17 protein-coding genes are annotated in these 23,561 nt (G+C 58.0%); 9 read left to right on the top strand and 8 right to left on the bottom strand.

Annotated elements, in window-relative coordinates:
* The first annotated feature begins 243 nt into the window (after positions 1 to 243).
* Both ACTJKL_RS28120 and ACTJKL_RS28115 read left to right on the top strand, forming a co-directional pair.
* A complete protein-coding gene (locus ACTJKL_RS28120; RefSeq protein WP_440854363.1) occupies positions 244 to 1,122 on the top strand; it encodes a glycosyltransferase family 2 protein in 879 nt (292 codons plus the stop codon).
* Between the two features lie 8 nt (positions 1,123 to 1,130).
* Entirely contained in the window at positions 1,131 to 2,570 is a 1,440-nt protein-coding gene (locus ACTJKL_RS28115) for a polysaccharide biosynthesis/export family protein (protein WP_440854362.1), read from the top strand.
* A 721-nt stretch (positions 2,571 to 3,291) separates the two neighbouring features.
* Here the strand turns inward: ACTJKL_RS28115 and ACTJKL_RS28110 are convergent.
* The 3 genes from ACTJKL_RS28110 to ACTJKL_RS28100 all read right to left on the bottom strand — a co-directional run bounded on the left by ACTJKL_RS28110 (position 3,292) and on the right by ACTJKL_RS28100 (position 8,134).
* Positions 3,292 to 4,143, bottom strand: a complete 852-nt coding sequence (locus ACTJKL_RS28110; RefSeq protein WP_411923956.1) for a sugar transferase — start codon at positions 4,141 to 4,143, stop codon at positions 3,292 to 3,294.
* A gap of 231 nt (positions 4,144 to 4,374) precedes the next feature.
* A complete protein-coding gene (locus tag ACTJKL_RS28105; RefSeq protein WP_102762256.1) occupies positions 4,375 to 6,273 on the bottom strand; it encodes a polysaccharide biosynthesis tyrosine autokinase in 1,899 nt (632 codons plus the stop codon).
* Positions 6,274 to 6,715: 442 nt separating this feature from the next.
* Entirely contained in the window at positions 6,716 to 8,134 is a 1,419-nt protein-coding gene (locus tag ACTJKL_RS28100; RefSeq protein WP_102764678.1) for a DUF4214 domain-containing protein, read from the bottom strand.
* 314 nt (positions 8,135 to 8,448) lie between these two features.
* Here ACTJKL_RS28100 and ACTJKL_RS28095 point away from each other — a divergent pair, with 314 nt between their 5' ends.
* The 4 genes from ACTJKL_RS28095 (at position 8,449) to ACTJKL_RS28080 (ending at position 12,898) form a co-directional block, all read left to right on the top strand.
* Positions 8,449 to 9,462, top strand: a complete 1,014-nt coding sequence (locus ACTJKL_RS28095; protein WP_440854361.1) for a glycosyltransferase family 8 protein — start codon at positions 8,449 to 8,451, stop codon at positions 9,460 to 9,462.
* Between the two features lie 500 nt (positions 9,463 to 9,962).
* Positions 9,963 to 10,955, top strand: coding sequence for a class I SAM-dependent methyltransferase (locus tag ACTJKL_RS28090; protein WP_411923973.1), 993 nt, complete (start codon positions 9,963 to 9,965; stop codon positions 10,953 to 10,955).
* A 15-nt stretch (positions 10,956 to 10,970) separates the two neighbouring features.
* The gene (locus ACTJKL_RS28085) at positions 10,971 to 11,924 is read left to right on the top strand and encodes a glycosyltransferase family 2 protein (protein WP_102762253.1); all 954 of its coding nucleotides are present in this window, start codon (positions 10,971 to 10,973) and stop codon (positions 11,922 to 11,924) included.
* 116 nt (positions 11,925 to 12,040) lie between these two features.
* Positions 12,041 to 12,898, top strand: coding sequence for a DUF707 domain-containing protein (locus ACTJKL_RS28080; protein ID WP_411926831.1), 858 nt, complete (start codon positions 12,041 to 12,043; stop codon positions 12,896 to 12,898).
* Positions 12,899 to 12,913: 15 nt separating this feature from the next.
* On the opposite strand, the gene ACTJKL_RS28075 is transcribed toward ACTJKL_RS28080, so the two are convergent.
* The 5 genes from ACTJKL_RS28075 to rfbF form a co-directional block, all read right to left on the bottom strand.
* Positions 12,914 to 15,016: a DNA-binding protein gene (locus ACTJKL_RS28075; RefSeq protein WP_440854360.1), complete on the bottom strand. Its 2,103-nt coding sequence runs from the start codon at positions 15,014 to 15,016 to the stop codon at positions 12,914 to 12,916.
* A 59-nt stretch (positions 15,017 to 15,075) separates the two neighbouring features.
* The gene (locus ACTJKL_RS28070; protein ID WP_411923953.1) at positions 15,076 to 16,128 is read right to left on the bottom strand and encodes a class I SAM-dependent methyltransferase; all 1,053 of its coding nucleotides are present in this window, start codon (positions 16,126 to 16,128) and stop codon (positions 15,076 to 15,078) included.
* Between the two features lie 168 nt (positions 16,129 to 16,296).
* Positions 16,297 to 17,544, bottom strand: a complete 1,248-nt coding sequence (locus ACTJKL_RS28065) for a class I SAM-dependent methyltransferase (RefSeq protein ID WP_440854359.1) — start codon at positions 17,542 to 17,544, stop codon at positions 16,297 to 16,299.
* Between the two features lie 22 nt (positions 17,545 to 17,566).
* Positions 17,567 to 18,616, bottom strand: coding sequence for an NAD-dependent epimerase/dehydratase family protein (locus ACTJKL_RS28060; protein WP_102762249.1), 1,050 nt, complete (start codon positions 18,614 to 18,616; stop codon positions 17,567 to 17,569).
* A gap of 4 nt (positions 18,617 to 18,620) precedes the next feature.
* Positions 18,621 to 19,391 (bottom strand): glucose-1-phosphate cytidylyltransferase, encoded by a 771-nt coding sequence (gene rfbF / locus ACTJKL_RS28055; protein ID WP_440854358.1) that lies wholly within the window; start codon positions 19,389 to 19,391, stop codon positions 18,621 to 18,623.
* Between rfbF and ACTJKL_RS28050 the strand changes: the two genes are divergently transcribed.
* The 3 genes from ACTJKL_RS28050 to ACTJKL_RS28040 all read left to right on the top strand — a co-directional run bounded on the left by ACTJKL_RS28050 (position 19,390) and on the right by ACTJKL_RS28040 (position 23,527).
* Positions 19,390 to 20,322, top strand: a complete 933-nt coding sequence (locus ACTJKL_RS28050; RefSeq protein WP_440854357.1) for a PIG-L deacetylase family protein — start codon at positions 19,390 to 19,392, stop codon at positions 20,320 to 20,322. The two genes, rfbF and ACTJKL_RS28050, sit on opposite strands and share 2 nt — an antisense overlap.
* Positions 20,288 to 22,615, top strand: a complete 2,328-nt coding sequence (locus tag ACTJKL_RS28045; RefSeq protein ID WP_440854370.1) for an FG-GAP repeat domain-containing protein — start codon at positions 20,288 to 20,290, stop codon at positions 22,613 to 22,615. Before ACTJKL_RS28050 ends, ACTJKL_RS28045 begins: the two co-directional genes overlap by 35 nt.
* Positions 22,616 to 22,780: 165 nt before the next feature.
* On the top strand, positions 22,781 to 23,527 hold the full coding sequence (locus tag ACTJKL_RS28040; protein ID WP_411923949.1) for an FkbM family methyltransferase: 747 nt from the start codon (positions 22,781 to 22,783) through the stop codon (positions 23,525 to 23,527).
* Positions 23,528 to 23,561: the final 34 nt, after the last annotated feature.

Raw genomic sequence — 23,561 nt, 5'->3', positions numbered from 1 at the left:
GGAACGCACGCCAAACAGTCTGTGTTCGGCTGTTGACGCGGGCAAGGTGGCAATCGGGCTTAGACGGTTCTCACCTGCGAGGCGGACATAATCGATATGCGTATGGTGGCTACGTCTGATGGGCCAGCCCCCGGCACCTCGGTAGCCTTATTCACAGGCTGTCTGGCCGCCCCGGCTCGCCTAGGATGAATTTCGCCAGGCGAAGGCCCGTGATTATGTCAACTGCAAGAGAGCGAGCTATCGATGAAACTGGCCGTGATCATTGCCACTTTCGGCCGCAAAGAGCAGCTTGCTCACCTTCTAGAGCACCTCGGACGGCAGGAAAGGCTGCCGGACGAGGTCGTCGTGTCGGCTCCTGACGAGACGCACGTTCCGGCCTACGAGAAGCCCAAATTTCCGATCTCTATCGTCTTGGGAAGGAGAGGACTGTGCGCGCAACGCAACCAAGCGCTCGATAAGGTCTTAGAGCGCTTTGATGTGATCACCTTCTTCGATGACGACTTCATCCCCGAGGACAATTATCTGCGCCTTGTTGATCGGGCGTTTCATGACCATGAGGACTGGGCGGTGGTGATGGGGCACGTCGTCAAGGACGGCGCCCGAACTGCAGGTCTGAGCTGGGCGGAGGGGCTTCAAGTCCTTGCGGCTGAACGATCGAAAATGCCTGTCAAGCCGAAAATCGTTGATCATGTCGGGGCCTATGGCTGCAACATGTCGATTCGAATGAAGTTTATCGGCAAGTTGCGCTTCGATGAGCGGCTGGTCCTTTACGGTTGGCAGGAAGACATCGACTTCACAAGTCAGTTGAGACGGTTCGGTCGAGTGATCGGTCTGAGTACACTGCACGGTGTTCATCTGGGGCTCAAGATCGGCCGCGTCAGCGGCGAGCGCTTTGGCTACTCCCAGATCATCAATCCAATTTACCTGATAAGAAAAGGAAGCGTGCCGGCAAGTTTCGCACTGCCGCTGATGGGACGCAACCTAGCCGCCAATCTTGTGCGCAGCCTTTGGCCGGAGCCATACATCGACCGGCGGGGACGCCTTCGCGGCAACCTTATAGCCCTCGCGCATCTGCTGAAGGGCCGCATCGAGCCCGAATACATCCAGAAGATAGCCGCCTAGGAGGCCAGATGATGCCCTCACACAAGCACCCGCGATCCAAATTACCCATTTCACTGGAAGTGCGGGGTCTTGTTCCAGCCCGCGTTTTGTCGAAGGGTACCAGGCGTTGCATCGGCCGTTTCGCCTTGTCCGCCGTGCTTTCCGTTTTCTCCGTACGCGGACCAATTGCCGCCATCGCCAACGATGAATATCTCCTCGGACCTCAGGACAAGGTGCGCGTCAAGATCTATGAATGGCGCGCCTCGCGTGACGTTATTTTTGAATGGAAGGCTTTGAATGATACCTTCACGGTCAGCGCGGGCGGGACATTGTCACTGCCCTTTGTCGGGGCAATCCCTGCCGCCGGTCTCACGCCGAATAGCCTCGCCTACGCCATTGGCGATAACTTGAAGCGCAATATGGGTCTCGGGAGACGTCCGGATGCGGCAGTTGAAGTCATTCAGTACAGACCCTTTTATATCGTCGGCCATGTGATGCAACCGGGGGAATTTCCATACAGGCCGGAGCTTACGGTTCTCCAAGCGGTAAGCATCGCCGGAGGCGTGAGAACGAGGGAAGAAAGCATCGCCAGATTCGAGCGCGAAATGATTCAAGGAAGAGGGGACGTCAGCCTTCTCGGGCTTGAGAACATCAATCTTCTGGCCCGTAAGGCACGACTGGAGGCGGAGCTTAAGCACGCAGATAATATTAATTTTCCAGGCTCGCTGATTTCTCGTCAAGACGATCACGCAGTCGCGCTTCTCATGGAGCAGGAACGGTCAATCTTCCAGGCCCGCCGCGAAGGGCTAGAGACCCAAATCCGTGCACTTGAAAGTCTTCGGGCCTTTCTTGAAAAGGAGCTCATATCATTGGACAAGCAACTTGTTTTCCACGACCGGCAGATCGCACTCATCCAGAAAGAGCTGGGGGATGTATCATCGCTTGTTTCCAAGGGCCTCGCGGCCGCTCCACGAGAGATGTCACTGGAACGCGCGCTGGCGCAGTATCAAAGTGAACGACTGGCGGGTGAGACAAGCCTTCTCCGCACCCGACAGGAGATTAGCAAGACGGAGATCTCTATTCTGGAATTGCGCAATCGGTACGTGAACGAAGTCACTGCAACTCTGCGCCAGACACAGGCAGAACTCGATGCACTGGGTCGCAGGGCAGAGACGGCGATTGAACTGCTACATGAGTCGGAAATTTCAGCGCCTCGGCTTCTGGCGCGCCAGGCTTGGGCCGCTAAGGCCAAACCGATCTACACCATCGTACGCACGACAAATGGCCACAGCAAGGAACTGCGGGCAGGCGAGTCGAACGTGGTCAACCCGGGTGACACCTTGAAGGTAGAAATTCCCATGCCCGACCTAGAGGACTTCGAGGGCTTCGAGGCCACCGACCCCGGCGCCCCGGGCACCACTGCGCTCTCGATCGCGCCGACGACATCCAGAGTGCCGAATGTTCGCTAGGCTCTTCAATACCGTGATAGCAAGCGAATTCCGGCCGTAGTCGGCAGGCGGCCGACTGAATGGTCGCAGGCTGTAAGCCCATTATGTGACCTGTGGAAGGGCAAGCGGTCGAGCTTCCCGGCGTCGTCACTGTTTCACGGCCCCCTCTCACATCGGTGACGGACAGCAAGGTGCGTCCCGACAATCATGAAATGAATGCGATGCGAGCAGCCATAAGCCGCCAGCAGATCAAGGTCCAGATCCAAGCTCATGATGCCGGATCGCTACGGGCTGACGGGGTTTTCGCCAGGCCGGTTAATATGGCTGCACATCCTGGCAATGAAAAGCCATGAAAATCTAGAGACTCACGTTCACAAGTCCAAGCGACTCTGGTTTTCTGGGCTTAATTGGTTTCCCTTCGGACGCCTGCGGGGAGGTTGGTATGCTTTGGAGCTTCCTTGCAGTCGGAGCGGTCGGCGTGCTGATCGGCCTTCGCCTCAGGGTGCCTGCGCTCATCGTCGCGTCCTTGATAACGATTATAGTGACCGCTACCGCGATGCAGTGCTTGGGGTTTTCTGACGGACGCACGTTTTTGACGACGCTGTACCTCGTCCTCACCTTACAAGGTACCTATCTCATTGGTCTTCTCTTTGCGACGTTGTTGCACAGGTCGCCCTTTGATCGACATCGGCGATAGGCGGTTGATTGCAGCCAGCGGACGTGCCACGTCTGTTGCGGCCCTCTACGATGCCTCATCGAACCTCATGACCGCGTAGGCTGTCTTAGCCAGGATGATGAGATCAGTCCAAATGGACCAATTTCGTACGTATTGCGCGTCGAGGGCAACTCGGCTCGCGTATTCAATGTCATTCCTGCCACTTATCTGCCAAATGCCGGTCAAACCGGGGCGGGTTTTTAGATACTCGTACGCTACGGCACCATATCGCGACATCTCGCTGGCCACGATGGGCCGTGGTCCGACGCAGCTCATCTCCCCTCGCAGGATATTGATCAGTTGGGGAAGTTCATCAAGGCTGGACTTCCTCAACATTTGGCCGAGCGGCGTGGTGCGCGGATCATTTTTGAGCTTTTGGGTTTGCCGCCACTCCTCGGCTGCCCGCGGATTGCAGGCAAGATACTCCTTGAGTACCTGGTCCGCGTTCTCCGCCATCGTTCGAAACTTATAGCAATCGAATGGCGCGCCGTTGAAACCGATACGGCGATGGACGAACAGGACTGGCCCCCCCGTGATGACCTTGATGAGGAGTGCGACGACAACCATTAATGGCAGGGCCAAAACAAGAGCCGTCGAAGCGACTGCGAGGTCCAGGCCTCTCTTGGAGCTACCGCCAAGGGGCTGGAGATGTGGACCATGTGGTCTTGCAAGCGCCAAGGGCTGATCCTCAGCATTCGCGTCAATCTCCCTGGTGGAACTGCCTTCAATCGGAAGGGGCGGCCATTTGTGGCTCGGTCGTTCTATTGAGGCTTCCGAATGCGCGGAACGGCGCACGCCCATCAACGAGCTGTTGCTACCGAGCAACCTGGCGACGATTCCGCGACGGTCTGGGCGAATACCAGGAGTGTTGACTGTCATGATCTCAGCGGCCCCCAGGACATCTCACCCAGATATTTTTCAGCCGCCGCCGCCGCGAGGCAAGAACGGCAAAGGGCGTAACGTTTTTTGCAACTGCCGCCGCTGCCTACTACTAAGTTGCTATCGGCTACGCGCTTCGAATGCGGCTCGGCGACCGCATCACGCCAATACGCGGAGCAGCACCGTCTGCCGCCCAGGAACAAGTGCAGCCGTTCTGCAAGGCACCTGCAATCAATGCCCCGCCTGAGTGGTGCGCTTGCGATATTGTCGCGTCGACAAGCTACGGACCTTCGTCATGACCACGCCGATCACCGCGGTCTTTGTAACCCGCAAAATGCGTGAAAGCTCGCCGACAAGGTCCAGGGGGGTTTTTCCCCATTCCGCGACAATGAGCACACCGTCAAGCACGGAAGCAGCCACCAAACCGTGCACCCCAGAGGTGAACGGCGGGAGGTCGACAATGATGATCTCATAACTATCGAGTTCATTGACCAATAATGCTTCCAGATTCTTCGGTGTAATCAGCCGGAGCGCATCGGATGCCGCGCTTGGTAAGAGATCAAATTGCAACCCTGGAACGGATGTGATCTGTCCTTCTATTTCCGCACCGTCGCGGTTCTCGCCGGTCGGTACCTGGGCATGCGGAAGGCGCTTTGTCAACGTGGAGTGGAAACCATCGGCGTCGATTACGAGAGTTCGCATGCCGGAGACGGCATACAGCGCGGCAAGGTTGCTCGCAACCGTGCTCTTGCCGTCATCCGGAGTGGCCGAGGTGACGCCGATGCATCGCAAGGGATGCGCGACATCAGCCAGGCTAATGGCACCCTTTGTATGCCTGAGATTCCGGCTGAACAGAGACTCCGGCCGCCTTAGTACGTCATCCAGCTGACCAAAGCCTCGCAGAAAGCCCACTGGTGGCAGTTCCCCGACGCAGTCAAAGCCCAATTCGTCCCTGACCTGCCTCGACGTCCGAATAGTCCGGTCCAGCGTATGCCGTGCGAATGCCAGCCCGAGGCCTGCCATCAGCCCCGAAAGAACCCCCAATGCAAGCACTAGCCTCTTGCGCGGATGACTGGCTGCGAGTGGTCGCGTGGCCGGCGTGATGACGCGTGCGTCGGCTATCAGGTAAGGTTGTTGGTTCACAGAACTGGTGAAGGCGGCCAACAGGCTTTCATACATCTTTCGATATGTGTCCGCGGTAACCTCGAGCTCCTCGAGAGTGGGGCCGTTTCGCGTCACTCCCTCCCCTTGTCCGGACGCCACGACCTCCCCGTCCACGATTGTAGCTCCAAGTTGACGGCCAACGCTGTAGTCGTGCTTTGCCCGAAACTCTTGGGTCACCTGCGTGGCCAGATTCATCTGGGTACGGACTTCCTCGATGCGCTTTTCAAGCCATGCCACGCCTTCGCGTGCGGCTGCAGCTCGGGTCTCCAATTGTTCGCGAACGAACGCTGCCGCTGTGGCATTGGCGACCTTTGCTGCTAGTGCCGGATCGTGGGATTGGAAGGTTATATCGATAGCATAGGAGACACCAACGCGCTGGACGCCCAGGCTCTCTCTGAATGTTTCGACCACGATGCGCCTGCGCTCAAACTCCGATAGTTGTGCCGTGACGGCCCTTGTTTCCGACCGATCTGCGATGGGCGAAGCAGGCTTCGGCATCGCCTGATGTTGCGGATCGCCGTTGAGAGCGAGCATGTCGACGGCGATTTCCCTTACTCGTTCGATGCGCTCCACTATGCTCGGGCTGCTCACGGATTTGAAACGCGGGTTGTCGACAAGGTCCAACTCTTCGATCACCATTAACGCAATCTTCTCGGACCTGAGAACCGCGAGCTGGGTTTCAACCTGGGACGTGTCCAGGGACAAGTTAATCTCGCCGGATTGCCGTTGCAGCAGTTCGGGGATCTTCGGTTCTATGAGAATCTGGGTGCGAGCCGTGAACATAGAATCCGTCGTAGCTAGGGAGAAGACGGCGCCAAGCAGCCCGAGCAACGGGAACGCCATGATCAGAAATATACGCTGCCGGACAAATGAGGTGATATCGGCAAAGCCGATAAACTCGGAGTCCCTAGCTGGTCCATACGAATTCTGCTGGCCCGCCGCTGCCGACCATTGGCGCTCTAGCATGGCGTCCGCCCACAGTTCGCGTAGATCATGTGGAAGTGCCGAGCAAGCGTAAAACACATGCTAGCGACACTCGGCCAGGGAACCCCTAGTGAATTTCTCGACCGGTCGGGCCAACCCTCTTGTGCTACGGAATAGATGTGCATGTCGATTTACAGACCTGCTGCGATCCAAATTGTCCCGGAAATTGCAGGTTAGCCTCAAGGGCGGGATGCATAAATGCCACCAAATGGAGTAGGCTGGTCTACGCCCTTCATAAATCAGCGATCGCCAATTGCATTCACGATGAACAGCGAGTGCCACCGCGATCTGGGTGGAGCTTCGCTCCATCAGCGCGGCGGGTCATTAAAGGCAATTAGTAAATGTAGGCCAAGCTCGCGCCGAGCGGAGAGCTAACCTTCTTCCCTCATGGACATAAATGCCGCATCAGCAGACATCGCAGACGTCACTGACCCGCACCAAGGTGCGCGGCATATTTCCTCTGAAACTCACTCGATAGTATCATTCCCAAGGCAACGTGTTCCCTGGTCATAGTTCCGCCACTCAGATGTCCCGCGTATGTGTCGAGGCCATATGGATCGGCTGACCGGTCCAAGAGCAGGAGATAGAGAAAACTGATGAACGGGCGGTCAGTCAAGCCAAAGGTGGCATAACGCCGATTGAATTCCTCGGATTGCATCAGGGTGAGCACCATTTCCGTGACATTAGTCTCGCCGTTCTCCAATGCCTGCACCCAGCGGGCTATGCCTCCGGCATCTTTTCTGTGCCCTAGCACGAGACAGTAGGCAAAGCGCCCCTGCCGTACAGAGAGGGGCTCGGATGTACTGACTTCTGATATTTCACAGTCCCTTTTGGGGCGCACCACAGGGCGCTTCCCGAGAATGACTTCCCTTGCCGCGGCGTAGGCTGGTTTGGGCTCCCCTATTGCCCAGCCGCCATCACTCTTTGCGACGAGCTTGACGAGACCCATATACGCCTCGAAATTGGGTGCCCAATATGTCTCGTCCAAGAGTTCGTAGACGTGCGCCGCCTCTACTTTGTATTTCAAGTGTAACTCGCGCAAACGCATCATCGCCTGCCTAAGTCCGTCTGCCTGCTGCTCGTCGCTGCGTTGACTACCGAGGGGATTGTTGAACTCCGTGACCCAGATGGGATGGCCATAACGTGCGAGTTCCTTGAACGCCCATTCAGGGTCTTCGCCATACATATGCCAGACGGAGATATCCCAGTCGATACCGTCCTGCTTCATCCTTTCAAAGGCACCGACGTGCCCCCAACCCGCCGTGCCAATTGCCTTGCGGATTTGCGGGTCAACGGCGGTCATTCCATCAGACAATCCTCTCAAGACAGCGCTCACCTTCGCCCATCGGGGTCCATAATAGTCCAGTGGACCGACTCCGCCGGCAGGACCCCATTCACACGGATATTGACTACCGTCGTCCCGCTTTTCGCAAGCCTTGATGATGGCATAGTTTTCCATCTCGTTTCCCAGTTCCCAGACCCGGATGTCGGCCTTGAACTGGGAGCCAAGCGTTACGGCGAGCCTATGGGCTTTCTCGTAAAGATCGCCCACACTGTCCTTGTCGAGGTCAATGTTGCCGGGTGTGATCACGGGAAGGATACTTATGCCGCGGGCCTTTCCTTCTTTCGCAAGTACCGCGAGGTCCTCTACTCTGACCGCGTCGGAAATGTTGACGCGGTAAGATTTCATGCCGAGATCCTCGAGGAAGTTGAGTTGTTGTTCGATTCCAATGCCAGGATATGCCGTGATCGGATGGCCGTTGACCCCCCAAAGTATGTCTGCGGAGCCGGAGGCGGCCGTGGTCAGGAGACATAGTGCTCCGAGCGCCAGCCGAGTAAACATGACCAAATCCTTTTCATTTCGATCCCCGAACCATGCCGTCGCCCGGCCCGCGCGACAATTCGTCGAAATTGACGAGGCGGCGACGTTCGCTACACCTTTAGTCGACCGTTCCCCTACTATTTGCCAGCATGACCTCTCGCTTAAATTTGTGGAATTTGGTGCTGGGAGCGCCGACCGGATCGCCCTATGCCTGGCGCGTGAAACCGCACGCGAAGACGAAAATGCTGCCTTCGGTACAAGACGCAAGCGAGCCTCGTTCCCCGGGCCCTCGTCGATACTCCCGGCAGATATTGCTCCAGCGGAGGCATCGGGACATGGACAAGGGCGCGATTCTTCCACTCAACGGGCAGAGTTCCTCCGGGAGCGCCGCAATTGTCCTGGTCACTGATCAGAATTATGCACTTCCGACATTTTCTGCCGCGTTGTCTGCTGATCAACACACCAAGGGCGCAGACATCGCAATTCGCATGTTCGTGGTCGGTACTGAAGATACATGGGCCCGCCAATTTGACGAAGCGGTGGCTGGCACCAAGATTAAAGTCATTGCAGTAAGGCTGCCGCAGTTGGCCGAGCTTGCCCCATACCACCGCGATCACTATCTGCCGCCTATAGCTCTCGCGAGATTTTGGATCGACAGTTTCCTTGATGCCGGGGTCGACCGGTTTCTTTATATAGACGGAGACACAATGGTCGATGGCGAGCTTGATAGCCTCTTGGCCAGTACGCCGCCAGCGGAAGGATTGATGGCCGCACCAGATTTTCTGAACATTTTCATGGACGAGGTCAGTCGTGGTAAGAAGCGCGATTTGGCCCATCTGGAAGGCATAGGCTGCCGGGCCGAAACTTATTTCAACTCCGGCGTGATTTACGCCTCACGCGAGGCGTGGAACGACATTGTTCCTGCCGCCATGAAATTCATGATCGAGCACCCGGAACATTGCCCCGCCTCGGATCAGAGTGCGCTTAATCACGCGGCGCGTGGCCGCGTCACGATGCTGTCCCTCCGCTACAACTACCAAAGTGAACACATGATGGTGCTCGATCCCCGGAGACGAGGTATCGGTCCCACAATATGGCACTTTACCGGAGGCCCCAAACCTTGGAACATGCCCGGTTGGCCGTGGGATGAATCGTTCAATCGCTATTATTGCGCAGCCGAAAAGCGCTTGCACGGAAGCACAATAGTTACACCGGTACCCCCGGAGGCCCAGACTAGGGCAGGCATAGCGCATCGGCGGCGTAGCAGAAGCAGAATGGCTTGGGTTTATCCATGGCGAAAGATCACACGTAGAAGAAAAATCCTGCATCTTCTTGCCGACGACCGTTAACGGAAACCAGGCCGTGGCGGTCCGGGGTGCCAGTATCGATGTACAAGCGCTCCCGGTGACCTTTCCAGATTGCCAAGCACACGGGAAACTTCCGCCCTTGGCGGCCTACCCATTTAGACGCTGGGAAACAGCGGTCCCTTACTCCCAATGGCGAGCTTGCTGGAGCGCAGGAGGATATCCACACTTTAGACAACTGGGACCGTGCCACCGATGCCGCCCCAGGCACCTAACCGTGCAGCCAAACTCGACCCGGTGAAGTTATGAATTCGCTCGAACTGAACGTGGCGCCCATGAAGCCTAATGTCGCCGCACCGGGAGGTTGTCCCTGCTGTGCGTCGACCGGTACAAGGCCAATCTATCGGGTTTCTTCCATTCCCGTGCACAGTTGCATTCTGCTGGGGTCCGCGGAGGAAGCCCGCGCATTCCCTGTGCGCGATCTTGAGCTTGCCTACTGCCGAGAGTGTGGCTTCATCTTCAACCGGATCTTCGACGAGTCCGTAATGGGCTATTCGCCCAACTTTGAGGAGTCCCAACATTTTTCGGACACATTCGGCGCATTCGCGAAGAAACTTGCCGGAGAGATCGTGAAGGTATGCGCAGTTGCGGGAAAGCACGTGCTAGAGATCGGCTGCGGCAAAGGAGAATTCCTGCGGGAACTCTGCGCCGTGGGTGGTGCGACCGGGCTCGGAATCGACCCGGGCTATCGGGCGGACAAGGGACGCGGCGGCGGCGGCGATCGCAGGCTGAACTTCATCGTCGACCATTTTGGGCCCAAATACGAGCATCTCAGTGCGGATGTAGTCCTTTGCCGTCATACGCTCGAACATATCGCGCCTGTACGGGAATTCCTCCGCTCAATTCGACGAGTCGCCGGCACGCATAATGATACCTGGATTGTCTTTGAAACGCCGGATGCAAAGCGTGTGCTCAAGGAAGCCGCATTCTGGGATATCTACTATGAGCACTGTTCCTATTTCAGCCCTGGCGCTCATGCCCGTGTCTTTCGGCAAGAGGGCTTCGACGTCACCGGCCTCGAGTTGGTCTATGGAGGCCAGTATATCGTACAATACGCCAGACCTGCTGACGGGCGAATACGGCCGACGTTGCCGCTGGAGGATGACCTTGCCGAATTGGAGCGCCTCGTTGAAACCTTTTCAAACCGGGTAAGCTCATTTCAGCAGCAGTGGCACGAACGTGTTGCCGCGGCGCACGCCTCTGGCCGCCGGGTCGTCCTGTGGGGTGGCGGGTCGAAAGCAGTCTCTTTCCTCACGACGCTCGGCTTGGGCGAAGAAGTGGATGCGGCGGTTGACATCAATCCTTACAAACAGGGCAAGTACACTCCTGGGACCGGCCACCCCGTCGTCTCGCCGCATGCATTGTTGCAGCAGCCACCGGGTTTGGTCATCGTGATGAACGCGATCTACAGCAATGAGGTTTCCCAGGCGCTCAACTCGTTAGGCCTCAAGCCGGAAATTGTTGCAGTGGGAAAATGATAACCGGAGCGAAATATGTCGGTGCGCGTTTCCCTTGGTTTGCCGGTGTACAACGGCGAGAACTTCATAGCCGAGGCCATCCAATCGCTTCTCGACCAGGACTTTGAGGACTTCGAGTTAATCATTACGGACAATGCGTCAACGGACAAGACGGCGAAAATCTGCCAGTCGTTCGCCGAACGCGACACCCGGATACGCTATTTCAGGAATAGACGGAACCTTGGAGCGGGGGGCAACTTCAACCGGGCTTTCATGTTGAGCTGCGGGACTTACTTCAAATGGTGCGCGCATGATGACCTGATCAGCGCCAACTTTCTCACGGACACCGCAAACGCTCTTGATGAGGATGCGGATGCCGTGATCGCATACCCAACCTTGCTGGGCATCGACGGGTGTGGCGCAATGACTTCGTACCAGGAACGCGATTTGCCGAATATGAGGAATTTACCGCCTGCATCGCGTTTCCGCATATTGATTGCCGCGCACGGATGCGATGCGGCAATGTTCGGGCTTTGGCGCCGGAGTTCCCTTGCTCAGACGTCTCTCCATGAGCCCTACTACGGCTCCGATTGCGCGCTCCTTGCCGAAATGGCACTGCTTGGCAAATTCGTCAGTGTGCCAAGCGCAATTCTGTACAGTCGCGATCATCCGACACGATCGGTGAATTTGCACAGCAGTGAGCGCTTGCTTTGGCACAACCAGGACGCATCCGGCTCGAATCCCTTCGAATTGTCCAGTCGATTGAGGCACCTGGTCGTAATCGCCTATAGGCATAGACGCCAAGCACCGGTTCACCATTCGCTCTGCCATCTTGCGCTTTGGATGTTGGATCCTCCTCTGATAGGCCGGCTTGTCCTGGAGGGCGTCGGCGCCTTTTCACCTCGGCTTCGCGCCAAACTCCGCGCCATCGGGTTGCGCGCCTTAAAGTCGATACAGGGTTCCTCGAACCAGCCGTCAAGACGAACATGAACAAGCCGCACCTCACTTTCCGACCGATGAAGATTACCCGACCAGCACTGCCTGGTGATTCAGCCGCACGACTGCGGCGCAAAAACCTGGTCATCGTGCGCGCGGGCCGCAACTCTTTGCATGCGGGCTGGACGGCGGGAACGGGGGAGGCTGAGTTCGATCTCCTCGTGGCCGCTTATGAGAAGCTTACGCCCGGCGCAAGTGATCAGTGGTCCATCCTGTTACCTGGGCGCAAGATCGCCGGATACAACGAACTCTTCCAACGATATCCTGAACTGCTGGACCGCTACGAATATATCGCACTTATTGACGATGACATCAAAGTGACAAAGCAGGACTTCAACCGACTGTTTCAAATCGGTGCGGATTACTCTCTCGACCTGTTTCAACCAGCCTTGTCCTGGGACAGTCACTTTTCATACGCGGCGACGCTCGCCATACACAAATTTCGGCTGCGATTCACCAACACAGTCGAGATGATGTGTCCTGTGTTCCGCGCGAAATACCTGCGTATAGCACTCCCGTTATTTAGTCTCGGCTATGAAACGGGAATAGACCTCGTGTGGACGCGTCTTAACGACGACCCATGGTTCCGCTACGCGATTGTTGATGAGGTGGTTGTGACCCACACAAGGGTTATCGGCACGACGATGAAACAGCAGGGTTTTGCCCCGAACGAGCCTTACGACAGGCAAGTCGAGTGCGTGCTGAAGAGATTTGCAGCAGAGTTTCGCGGATTCGTCACTTACGCCGGAATAGATAAGCATGACCGCCTAGTCTCATCTCGATATCTCATTGGGCTGCATTCACTAGCGACATGGACGGCCTGGCGCAGAACCCCGGTGCCATTAACATATTTTGTCAGGCTTGTTACTGATTATACACGCCACTGCCTCGTGCGCCCAACTAATCTTCACCGAATTCCCATGGCGGAAAACGCGCCGCGCTCAAGCGCAATTCGGACTGGTTCCTGACGAAGTTGCACGCCGTCACCGGCGCGCGATAAACGACTGAAGGGTTGATCCGGTATCATTTCCCCATTCCCAATTTACCGCCAGGCCCACGCGCAAAATTCGCAGTGGTGGATCGCCCGGATATAAATCAGTCAGAGCCCGTTGCATCACAGGTTCGTCATCGACAAAGACCACAAAGCGCTCTCCATCGAAGGGAATCCGGAGGCGGAAGGGCTTGCCCCAGTCGATCTTGGTCCACAGCATTGTCCACACCGCGTCATAAAGCTCTTCAAAACCGTGACGCTTGGTAAACAGCGCAATCGAGGATCCATGGTATTCATCGTCCAGATAAGCCGTGAACGTGAGGTAATTGTCACGGTCCTGCCAGAATACGAGCCCTGTACGGCAACAATGCGCCTGGCCGCGCTCTTCCCCGGGCGGCGTAATAGTGACTTCCAAATCGGCGAAGCCAACCTCATCCCACGGCAGCGTGTACAATGTTCTGTTCGGATGGGGCTTTTCAAGGGTTCCCCGCACGCGCGCCGCACCCTTACCGGTGACGTCAATGAAGCCAACACCGAAGGTTTTGCCCCAGTTTCCTCTGCCGATCCTGGGCGCGCGTCCCGCAAGATCCCCGAACGGCCCAGCGAAGTCATCGACGATTTCGGCGCGTGGGCCAAGCCGCAGCCAAGGCGCGTCGAAGAGCACAAAGGGCGGTATGGGCACCTCGCGTGGATGCGCCTCGAAATCTCGCATCTCCACGCCACAAGCACCGTCAAACCATATGCCGGTGCCTGTAGCGTCTTCGAGCGGTTCATCGTCGATCCCGAAAAGGCGATCGCCATCAAGGTAACATCCGATTTGCCCATATCCGTCGAGTATCTGCAACGAATGAAGGGTGTCTGGCGCTAGGCTTCGGCGCGCGTCGCTGAAAAGGATGACTTCTGCCCCCTGCTCTACTCGGATGAGCGCACTCCCCTCGCCCGACACCTTGAAGAGCCAGAAATTGGCGCTATCCCGAACGCGCCACGCGAGGCCGCAAGCGCCCGGAGTATCGCCAGTCGCGGCGATCGCATGAATGAGTCCCGACGGAACGCCAGGGTCGGACGTTGCGAGGGCGACACCATCACCTCCAATGGCCCCCGTTTCCGTGCGGTCGACATTGCCGCGCAAAACACGCCAAGAACTACTCCGTCCGGCAATACCGCTCGCAACGGCGTCTCTCGTCATCGGGTCACCGACATGGGCTGTCCCAAAGCGAGACGTTAAAACCGGCACTTTGTGCACTCTGATGCCATGAATGCGCGTATCGACGCGAAATCCAATCTGGCCGAGTACACATTGATGCACGCCGGCGTAGAGGATCTCGTCGTCATTGAAGGCATCAATGGCGATCGGCCGCATCATCGGGAAGGCAGCGAGTCCACGCGCACCCTCCATGGCAGCGGCATAGTAGATTGCGCCGCGCTCACGCAAAGCGACGAAATAGTAGATCTGCAGGTTCTTCAGGCCGCGAAATGCACTGAGACAGCGCGTCCCGACCCGTGTCCACAATTCTCCGTTTTCCCCCTTCGCTGCATGCACGATAAAGCCGCAACCGTCAGAAAGCGGGTCGCGGGGTGCTTCGCTCGTAAACCAGCCTACCGCGAGATTCTCGTTGAAATCAGGAAGCTTGTAGGTCGTCGTTGTGCTGTGCGCCCACCAGAGGAAGCGCCTGAGCGTCCCTTTTTTGCGCGGACCACACGCCCAGGAAACGAGGCGGTTCGGCCAAGGGTCAGCATTAGGGCCTAACACCCAGCGATGAATTCGCCTGAGGATGTGCTCTCCGATGGTTGTGCCCTGTGACGTATTGTGCCCGTTTGTTACGGAGACAGCCATGACGAGCCCGCTTGCACGGTGGAAGGGGCCATAGGCGATCCCCTGGCGTGCCCATCCAGGTTTCACGAGCGGTTGAAACCGGAGCGTTCCATGGTCGATAGCGATCTGCCGTTCACTATCACAGCCGCCCCTAGTCACCCCGTTGGTGGTATGGGTTCCTATGACCGTGCCGGCGGCGCGATCGTCGGAAAAGGCATCCGCGACCAACAATTTGTTATGATCATCTCGCGGCCCCGCATCGATTGCGACCGATACAGTCATCGACATCCCTTCCCGTTCTACGACGTGTCGTAACAAAAGCTCGTGTTGCAGCCGCCGCATCAAGCGACGACGATTTCCGGCGCAAGACCGATCGCTTTCGCAATTCCTGCGATCTCATGGCGGTAAAGTGGATTCATGATGATGATCGCCTCGACCAAACAGCCGCGCAAGGACTCGGGCGAGAGAACCGGCGTGCCGGTCCGCGGTGCAAATCGCCCTTGCTTGTACGTGTTAACGTCGACAAGCGCACTGATCCCCGCTGCCGGCGGGACCACGTTCACGAAGGTGATGCCCTTTGAACCAGCTCCCCAGACAACCACCCTTTCGAGGTTGCGTTCAGAAAGAAACTTCTGCCAATGCGTGACCTTGTCGCGATGCAGTCCCTCGAATTTGCGGACCATTAACGCACACTCCTCAGACTCTTGGGCTCCCGCAAGCGGGTGCACTGTACCGGCGCGCGCTTCAATGAACAGATACTGGTCGCCAAATGAGCTTCCAGCACTCAGCACGTCGAATCCCGCCGCTTCGACGGCAACCCGCAGTGAGTGCCCGGTGAAATAGGACACGTGTTCGTAGATGAGATCCCAGATGCCCAACTCGCGCAGGGTGTAAAGGGCATTCGGGACCTCAAAATAAAATATGGTTTCCGGGCCAATGCCGGGGTGGGCGCGCAGGGCTTGCAAGAAGGCGATCGGGTCAGCGAGGTGTTCTATGACGTGACGACAGGAGACGAGGTCCGGCCGCAAATCGGCATAGCGGTCGTCGAACCAATCACTAACAAAACGAACCCGGGGGACGAGCGCGCCACGGTCTTCCTCAAAGCTCTTGTCGAAACCTATGCCCGTGGCGCCGCTGAGCGCACAAAGGCGCTTCAAAAAATCTCCCTTACCGCAACCGACATCGATGACCGTCTTGCCAGCGAGTGCATAGCTATTGCTCAGACGCCCCGCCAGAGCGTCCACGAAGGCCAGGAATCGCGGAGAAAAATGCAGAGAGTTTTCATAGCTTTGCGTGTAACCGATCCGCTGTTCCTCGAAGGCGGCATTAAAGAAATGCGTGCAACGGCGACAGAAGACGCCGCAAAATCGGCCGGTTTCTGCTGCGCGTGCCAAAGCCGGGCTCGAATGGAGAGCGTTGCAAAGCACGGGCAACGCCTCGAACGTAACCGAAGGCAGTAGCTCTTGCCCCCTGCAAACTGGACATTCGCTGCGAAGATCTGACGCGACCGTCTCGGTTCCAACTGCTTGCGCGCAATTCATGCCTGCTCCTCGAGCTTATTCTCACACGATGCGGGGAACCGGGACAGGAATGATGAACTTTCCGCCACGCGCGCGATAGTCGGCCTGCTGTTCGAGGACCTCGTCTACGAAATTCCAGGCAAGCAGCAGCACGTAATCCGGTTGGGTTTCGACAAGCGTCTCCGTCGATCGTATCGGCAGCCGCTGCCCCGGCATATACTTGCCTTGCTTGTGGATGTTGCGATCCACGACGAAGTCTATGAGATCGCGTCCGATCCCGATCGTGTTGATCAGCGTCGCTCCTTTGGCCGCCGCCCCATAGGCGGCAATCGATGAGCCCTGCGACTTCAGCCTGCGTAGGAGTGCCAGAAGCTCACGCTTCAACACGTCGACCTTCGCAGAGAAGTTGCGGAAATAGTCGATCGTATCGATCCCCAGCGCTGTTTCGTGCGCAAGACGATCCTTCACGGCGGCTCCCACGCGCTCCCTGACCTCAACATAAAGACGGAGCGACCCCCCGTGGATCGAGAGAGGCTTGATCTCATTGAGATAAAGGCCGTGGCGACGGAAGAGTCTGTCGAGCGCCGTGACGGAGAAGTAGCAGAGATGTTCGTGATAGATTGTGTCGAACTCGCAATGCTCGATCAACGGCACGACATAGGGCACTTCGATCACCGCTACACCATCTTCCTTGAGGAGACGTGCTATCCCGGCCACAAAGCCATTTGTGTCGGCTACGTGCGCGAGTACGTTGTTGGCGTGAATTACGTCGGCAACGGCGCCTTCGGCACGAAGCGTTTCGGCGAGATCTCGGGTGAAAAAGGTGCACCGCGTTTGCACGCCTATCCTTTCCGCGGCCGCGGCAGGCCCATCGGCGGGATCGATTCCAAGCACCTTGACACCCGCCTCGACATAGTTCTTGAGCAGGTATCCGTCATTGCTCGCCAGTTCGATGACAAGGCTCTCGGGACCCAGGTTGCGGCGGGCGATCAGATCGAGCGCGTTCTCGCGCGAATGTTCTAACAGCGAGGGCGAGAATGAGGAATAGTAGGGGTAATCGTCCGCAAAGAGGATATTTGGACTTACCGTTTCGGTGATCTGGGCGAGGCTACAGTCTCTGCAGAACGCGACGCGCAACGGGAAGATCAGTTCGGGCTTACCGATGTCCTCCTCGGCTAGAAGGCGATCGGCAAGCGGTGTTGCTCCCAGGTCAAGAAACGTTTCGAGACGCGTTCCACCGCAGGACCGGCATGCGTACTCCGTAACAGAGTTCAGCTTTTCATGCAGCATGTTGGTACCACCCTCGCACACTTTAGACCGCCACCGCCATGGTAGGAACGGAAACCCGGCGTAGGTCATCGTCCAACTCGCCATTGCGGATCAGCTTCTTCACATGGGCGATGCGCTTGAAGCGCTCGCCTTCAAAATCTTCGAGGGAGAGGCCAACCGAGCAGAACGCCTCGTAAAGCTGCTCGACGCCGCGCCGTGCCGTCCATTGGGGCTTGAAGGCGTGCAAGCGCCGACCAATGTAATTGCAATCAACTCGATAGCATCGCGTATCCGGACCCGCATCGGGCGCGAACTCGATCCGACTGTTTGGCACGATGGCTTGGACGATGTCGGCGATTTCGCGAACCTGGTAGTTCTCGGTAGTCAGTCCCACATTGAAGGCCTCGTTGTGGACAAGCTCACGATCGGCCTCGAGCGCGGCAATATAGGCGCGAGCAATGTCTTCCACATGCACGATCGGACGCCAAGGCGAGCCATCGCTTTTGAGGTAGATTTGCCCAGTGGTGAATGCCCATGCAGTCAGATTGTTGAGGACAAGATCAAAACGGATGCGCGGCGACAGGCCATAGGCGGTGGAAGCGCGCAGGAAAGTAGGGCTGAAGCTTTCGTCCGCCATAGGGGCAACTGCGTGCTCTACTTCAACCTTGGAAAGGCCATACGGCGTGACGGGGTTGAAAGGCGCGCTTTCGGTCAAAAAATCCGAGCCTGCGGCTCCGTAATTGCTGCAGGACGAGGCAAAAAGGAAACGCCGCACGCCTGCCTTTTTTGCAAGCCGCGCCAGGTTCACGGAAGCTTCGCAGTTGATTTGTTGGGTGAGGTTCGGCCGATAGTCCCCAAGAGGGTCGTTGGAGAGCCCAGCGAGGTGTATGACGGCGTCGAAACCAGCCAAATCGCCGACGACAATGTCGCGGACGTCCTCTTCCATCGTCGGCGTATCGTCGAGGGTGCTCTCGAACGTGCAGGAGCGGAAAATATCACTGTCGAGCCCGGTCACGTCGTGATCGCGCTGATGCAGCATCCGCGTCAGAACGGCTCCGATGTAGCCGCGGTGGCCCGTGACCAGCACCTTCATCTATTCACTCCCACGTTTTCCAGGGCGCGTTCCCGCTGTCCCAAAGTGTCTGCAGGATGTGCTTCTCCCGCAACGTATCCATGCATTGCCAGAAGGCTTCATGGCGGTACGCCATCAGTTGGCCATCAGCCGCGAGCTGCTGCATCGGCGCGTGCTCGAACATGTCTTCGTCGCCGCCGATGTAATCGCGGACGCCCGGCTCAAGCACGAAGAACGCTCCGTTTATCCAACCTTCCGAAGCCTGCGGCTTCTCGGTGAATTCGACGACGCGGTTGCCGTCGAACTGAATGTGTCCGTAGCGCGCAGGCGGACGCACCGCCGTCATTGTCGCGAGTTTGCCGTGGCTACGGTGAAAGGCGACGAGTTCGTCCAGATTGATGTTCGAAACGCCGTCGCCCCAGGTGAGCATGAAGGTGCCGTCATTCATCCATTCGATCAGGCGCTTGATGCGGCCGCCCGTCAGCGTTTTGAGGCCGGTCTCGACGAGATCGACGGACCAGTCGGGGGCGGCATTCGTGTGACGCCTCACGTTCCCGGTCGCCGCGTTTACCGTCAGAGTGCCATTGAGCGCGATGTAGTCGCTGAACCAGCGTTTGATGTACTCACCCTTGTAGCCGAGCGCGATCGCAAACTCCCGATGGCCAAAGTGAGAGTAGTGCATCATGATGTGCCAGAGGATCGGCATGCCGCCGATCTCGACCATCGGCTTGGGTCGAACCTCCGTTTCTTCGGCCAGCCTCGTGCCGAAGCCACCAGCCAAGATACCCACTTTCATGAAGAACCTCCTCACGAAGACTGTGTGCCTGACGCAGGCGATTTCAGCTACGATGCATGTTCAGCGCCGAGCAAACAACACGGGCGAACGGATGATGGACATGCACACCTGGGACGTCAGGCAGGCCCTTTGCACGATCCTCGATAGCCGTATGCGGCGTCGATTTAAGCCCTTTGATGTAGCCGATTGGTCCGCGTCGTCCGTCATCTTCGCGCCGCATCCAGACGATGAGACGCTGGGTTGCGGCGGCGTTGCAGCCAAGAAGCTCGCTTCAGGCGTTGAGGTTCGCTTTGTTTTCGTTACCGACGGCGCAGCATCTCATCGGAGGCTCATCAGTCCTGAAGAATTGCGCTCCCGGAGGGAGGCCGAAGCGTTGGAGGCGGTCCGCCGTCTCGGCGCCTCCTCCGAAAGTGTGACCTTCTTACGCTTTCCTGATGCGGAGGCATCACATCACATTCATGCGATAACGAAGGCGATTGTACCGTTGCTCGAAAGATGGCGGTCGCAAAGCGTGTTTGTCACTCATGCAAAGGACCCGCCTTCCGACCATATCGCTGTCAACACCGCCGTGTGGGCGGCACTTCGCTGGCATGGTCGCCCGCTCACCGTCTTCGAGTATCCGGTATGGTTTTGGTATCACTGGCCCTGGGTTCGTACGGCGGGCGATCTTCCCGGCATGTGGCGAACCACACTGCGGCAGACGATCAAGACCGCCGCCGGGCTGCGTGCGCTGTCTGCACTCAACACGCTGGTCCCGATCGGCGATGTTCTCGAGGTAAAGCGCCACGCACTGGCAGCGCATGTTTCACAGACTCAACGCTCGGAAGACAAGGATGACTGGCAGACACTTTCAGATCTCTCAGGCGGTGAGTTCGTTGCGCGGCTGCTTGCAGACCATGAAGTGTTCACGCGCTACCCGGTCAATTTTTAGCGACCTACGTCATGCGGTCTTCATCCTTGCGGTAAGCATCGCGACAACAAACTGCGATGTCAGCCATGGCAACGAAAAGCCCGAAGACACAGCTCTTAACGGCCTTACCTTCGATCGGAAGGAAATCGCCGATCATTCGGGAGATGTAAAGCTCGTCGGCGATATTGACGGTGATGGTCAAGTCGATTTCGTTCTTGGCGGCCTTCCGGAGGATCCGCTGTCATGGTGGCACGGTCCCGATTTGCGCAAGACGACCATCGCCACCGCCCGCATCGAGTTCACCACCGATGGCGTGCTTGCCGATGTGGACGACGATGGTGATCTCGACATTATCACCGCCGACGGGCCTGACGGAGTTAATTTAATCTGGTTCGAAAATCCGCGCCCGAACGGAGACCCGGCCGATGGTCACAAATGGAAACGCCACGAGATCGGAGAAGCCGGCGGTTGGGGCAAGGACATTAAGGCTGCCGATTTTGACGGCGACGGCCGTTTAGACATTGTCGTACGAGCGCCTGGTGAAGTAGTGATCTTTTTCCAGAACGAGCCGATCGCCTGGATCGGTGTCGCCTTTTCTTCCTTCAATCTGGGCGAAGAGGGCATGGCGATCGGAGACATCGACAGCGACGGCAATATCGACCTGGTCCTGTGCGGTGTATGGGCGCACAATCCCGGCGGAGTAGCGGCACGCGATGCACCTCGATGGCAGAGCTATCCGGTTGGCCCGTTCAACCCGGCATTCAAGGCGCTCGTTATCGATATCGACCAAGACGGACGCGTCGACATTCTGTCGTCGAGTTCAGAGCACACGGCTGATGTCGCGTGGTTCCGCGCCGAAAGCGGACCGTCTGGCCATTGGGTCCGCCATGTCATTCAACCAGCCGTGGCAGGTGCTCACACGCTACAGGCAGCCGACATGGACAGGGATGGTGACATCGACATTGTGGTCGGGCAAATGCATCAGACGGAGGAGCGGACCCTCGCCGTCCATTATAACCGTGACGGACGCGGAACACGCTGGACCCGGCAGATCATAGACGATACCGGTTTGCACAACGGCGTTGTCGCGGACGTCGATAGCGACGACGATTTCGATATCTATGGCGCCAACTGGGCGGGTCATCCGCCCCTCAGGGTCTGGATCAACCTTCTCAACCCGCCCGCCCCGACCCGTCGGCTCGATAGGTGGGTCTATCACCGGATCACGAACGCGCATGTGCGTTCTTTCGGGCTGGCCTTCGCCGATATGGATGGCGACGGGCGAATGGACATTGTGTCCGGCCCGTTTTGGTACCGTCAGCCACCCTTGCCGTGGCAGAAGGGATGGGAGCAGATCCGGCTGGGCGAAGGATTGGACGCGGTCGAAGCCCTCGATCTCGATGGCGACGGGCGCGCGGAGGCCACCGCCCAGCGCAACAGAGGCAAAACACTGCAATTCCATTGGCTGAAGACTGTCGATGCCGTAGCGCACAAGTTTGAGGAGCACGTGATTGGCGAAGTGCCGGCAGCGACGCATGACCTTGGCTCGCAAGGCCACGTATTCGCACAGATCGTTGAAGGCGGTCTTCCGGAGCTGGCGGTCTCGAGCGGTAACGGGGTCTTCTATTTCACGGTCCCCGACGATCCGACAGCCCCCTGGCCAAGGACGCGCATCTGCGCAGAGGCCTCCGATGAGGGAATAGCCTTCACCGATCTCGATGGTGATGGCCTAATTGACCTTGTCGCCTCGACGGGGGAAGCCAAAGAGGTCGCCTGGTGGCGCAACCCCGGCGATGGTTCGAGAGATTGGCAGCGACGAGACATCGCGAAAGTGCCAGAAATGGATTACCCGGATCGGGTGGCAGCGGCTGACCTCGACGGCGACGGTTACCCGGATATCGTCGTGGCAGAGGAAAACGGCGCCGCTGACGGTGCGAGGGCCTCTTGGTGGCGCGGCCCAGCCACTGGCTCATTCAATTGGGAGCGGCACGAAATCACTTCGCGGGGCTCACTCAACAGCCTTTCGGTCGCTGATATGGACGGCGATGGCAGGCTGGACCTAGTCATGGCCGAGCACCGCGGCGCGCTTCGGATGTCCCTCTGGCGCAATGTGGGCGGCGGAAATTTTATCGAGCAGTTGATCGGGGAAGGATTCGAAAGCCATCTCGGCGCGCGCGCGGTCGATCTCGACGGCGACGGCGATCTCGACGTCGTTTCGATCGCATGGGACGCCCCCGGCGCCATTCACGCCTGGCGTAATGATGCGGTCGAGCAAATGCCGTCGGCCCCTGAACCCGGCCAGTTACGACGATAGGGTGTATTGCTCACTGCGGGGGATGCACCGGTCAATCGATCGGCGTACTGCCACCAACCCGATGTAGGTCTCGATGGAGCTTTGCGGATTTGCCATTCTCAAGGTGGTCGGCTCCGTTTCCAAGCCGAGGGGGAATGATTTGCCGACGCAACGGAGAATGGGCCCATGAGACTGGTTTCAAGGCTGCTCGACGTCTTTTCGGAAAGACGTGTGGTTGCCACGGGAGAGGCCGCCGGATTGACGCTGGTCTCGAGAGATGCCGATCCGGAATTCGGGCGGGGTACCTATGAGCGGCCAATCCAACAGGCGATTGCATCGAATTTAGCGCCTGGTGACGCCTTCTTCGATATTGGCGCCAATATCGGCTTCTTCTCCCTCATCGCTGCGCGCCGGGTCGGAACGGAAGGCCAAGTCTACGCCTTCGAGCCGGTGCCGAGGAATGCAGCCGCGATCCGTCGAAGCGCTCAGCTCAACGGCTTCGACGCCATTCGGGTGTTCCCCGAGGCGGTTGGGGCGACGAGCGGCCGCGCAGAGCTTCTTTTGGCGCGCCACATCGGGGGAGCCGCACTCGCCTCGGCCGAGGCACCACCCGATATGAACGGCTATCTTGAAGTCGATGTAACAACGCTTGACGATGCGATCGCCCGGCACGGCCTGCGGCCCCCGTCGCTTGTCAAGATCGACGTCGAAGGTGCCGAGATCGACGTCCTTCGCGGGATGACGGAAACCTTGCGAGCCCATCGACCGAGCATCATCTACGAAATCGATGACGCGACGCGCGAGGGTCTTGACCGTAAGGCACGCCAAATTGCCGCGCTTCTGACATCGTCCGGCTATGTTCTCGCAGCACTGCCGCCGTCCTATACCGAGCAGTTTTGGCACGTCCAACATTTGCTCGCGGAAGCAATGTAGCCGCGCCAGTTGCCGGGATATTACGGGAGGCGGA

The organism is Sinorhizobium sp. 22678, assembly GCF_052044265.1.
GTDB lineage: Bacteria > Pseudomonadota > Alphaproteobacteria > Rhizobiales > Rhizobiaceae > Sinorhizobium > Sinorhizobium meliloti_A.
The sequence above is the reverse complement of the archived record's forward strand: the minus strand, read 5'-3'. Positions and strand labels throughout refer to the sequence as shown.

Excerpts from the sequence above, each read along its gene's own strand:
- ACTJKL_RS28120 (WP_440854363.1), top strand. The coding sequence starts at position 244 with ATGAAACTGGCCGTGATCATTGCCACTTTCGGCCGCAAAGAGCAGCTT.
- ACTJKL_RS28115 (WP_440854362.1), top strand. The coding sequence starts at position 1,131 with ATGATGCCCTCACACAAGCACCCGCGATCCAAATTACCCATTTCACTG.
- ACTJKL_RS28110 (WP_411923956.1), bottom strand. The coding sequence starts at position 4,143 with ATGACAGTCAACACTCCTGGTATTCGCCCAGACCGTCGCGGAATCGTC.
- ACTJKL_RS28105 (WP_102762256.1), bottom strand. The coding sequence starts at position 6,273 with ATGCTAGAGCGCCAATGGTCGGCAGCGGCGGGCCAGCAGAATTCGTAT.
- ACTJKL_RS28100 (WP_102764678.1), bottom strand. The coding sequence starts at position 8,134 with ATGTTTACTCGGCTGGCGCTCGGAGCACTATGTCTCCTGACCACGGCC.
- ACTJKL_RS28095 (WP_440854361.1), top strand. The coding sequence starts at position 8,449 with ATGGACAAGGGCGCGATTCTTCCACTCAACGGGCAGAGTTCCTCCGGG.
- ACTJKL_RS28090 (WP_411923973.1), top strand. The coding sequence starts at position 9,963 with ATGGGCTATTCGCCCAACTTTGAGGAGTCCCAACATTTTTCGGACACA.
- ACTJKL_RS28085 (WP_102762253.1), top strand. The coding sequence starts at position 10,971 with ATGTCGGTGCGCGTTTCCCTTGGTTTGCCGGTGTACAACGGCGAGAAC.
- ACTJKL_RS28075 (WP_440854360.1), bottom strand. The coding sequence starts at position 15,016 with ATGACTGTATCGGTCGCAATCGATGCGGGGCCGCGAGATGATCATAAC.
- ACTJKL_RS28065 (WP_440854359.1), bottom strand. The coding sequence starts at position 17,544 with ATGCTGCATGAAAAGCTGAACTCTGTTACGGAGTACGCATGCCGGTCC.
- ACTJKL_RS28060 (WP_102762249.1), bottom strand. The coding sequence starts at position 18,616 with ATGAAGGTGCTGGTCACGGGCCACCGCGGCTACATCGGAGCCGTTCTG.
- ACTJKL_RS28050 (WP_440854357.1), top strand. The coding sequence starts at position 19,390 with ATGAAGAACCTCCTCACGAAGACTGTGTGCCTGACGCAGGCGATTTCA.
- rfbF (WP_440854358.1), bottom strand. The coding sequence starts at position 19,391 with ATGAAAGTGGGTATCTTGGCTGGTGGCTTCGGCACGAGGCTGGCCGAA.
- ACTJKL_RS28045 (WP_440854370.1), top strand. The coding sequence starts at position 20,288 with ATGAAGTGTTCACGCGCTACCCGGTCAATTTTTAGCGACCTACGTCAT.
- ACTJKL_RS28040 (WP_411923949.1), top strand. The coding sequence starts at position 22,781 with ATGAGACTGGTTTCAAGGCTGCTCGACGTCTTTTCGGAAAGACGTGTG.